Origin of the sequence: Lactobacillus nasalidis, from assembly GCF_016587775.1 — a bacterium.
Taxonomy (GTDB): Bacteria; Bacillota; Bacilli; order Lactobacillales; family Lactobacillaceae; genus Lactobacillus; species Lactobacillus nasalidis.
In genome coordinates this window covers 1-1,043 of sequence record NZ_BOCG01000721.1, presented here as the reverse complement: position 1 = coordinate 1,043, position 1,043 = coordinate 1, and the positions used below count along the sequence as shown (strand labels likewise).

Sequence of the window (1,043 nt, the reverse complement as noted above, 5' to 3'; positions counted from 1 at the left end):
CAACCACCGTTTGAAAAAGCTGCATGAGATCGCCGAAAACCTGCGCTGATCAGCTAAAATTAAAGACAAAACAAAAAGCCAGACGACTTAGTCGTCTGGCTTTTAAAATGCGGCAAGCTTATTTGCTTTGGTTGACCATGATGTCGTCGATCAAACCGTAGTCCTTGGCTTCCTGAGCGGTCATGTAGTGGTCACGTTCAGTGTCGCGCTTGATCGTTTCGATGTCCTGGCCGGAATCCTTGGCCAAAAGTTCATTGATCATCTTTCTGGTCTTCAGGATTTCTTCAGCGGCAATCTGAATTTCGGTAGCCTGCCCCTGGGCCCCGCCCAAAGGCTGGTGAATCAATACCGTAGCGTGCGGCAGGGCAAAACGCTTGCCCTTTTCGCCTTCAGCCAGGATGATTGAGGCCATGGATGCGGCCATACCAGTGGCAATAGTGGAAACCGGTGACTTGATGAAGTTCATGGTGTCCACGATGGCCATCCCGGAGGTGATCACGCCACCCGGGGAGTTGATGTACATGTAAATGTCTTTAGTATTGTCTTGCGCGTCAAGGAAAAGCAGTTGGGCGATGATGGAGTTGGCCATTTGGTCGTTTACTTCACCGCTCAGCATGATGATCCGGTCCTTCAGCAGGCGGGAGTAGATGTCGTAAGCACGTTCACCGCGAGCCGTCTGTTCAATAACTGTAGGTACTAACATAATTTTCCTCCTAGTTAAATTGGATTAGCACTCATATGGATACAGTGCTAATTAAAACACTCCTGGCCCTGCCTGTCAAATCTGACGACTTCTTTTTCTTGAAACAAACCGGTGCTATAATGACCTTGTGTGTTAAGGCTTTTACAGCCGGAAAAAATCTAATTTATGTGGAAAGTGTAAGTGTAATGGATAAGAAACTTTTTTGTTCGCTGCTCCTAGCAGCTGCCTTTGCCAGCCGGCCGGCAGCCGTCAAGGCGGCCACGGTCAGCAAGATGCCGGGAACCAAGACTATGGGAATCTATTCCCGGATCAGCAGCCGGGGGGCCAGCAAGCGGCTGAC

1 protein-coding gene is annotated in these 1,043 nt (G+C 49.7%); it reads right to left on the bottom strand.

From position 1 onward, the window contains the following. Positions 1–118: 118 nt before the first annotated feature. Positions 119–703: an ATP-dependent Clp protease proteolytic subunit gene (locus tag lacNas_RS13870; RefSeq protein WP_201331024.1), complete on the bottom strand. Its 585-nt coding sequence runs from the start codon at positions 701–703 to the stop codon at positions 119–121. Positions 704–1,043: the final 340 nt, after the last annotated feature.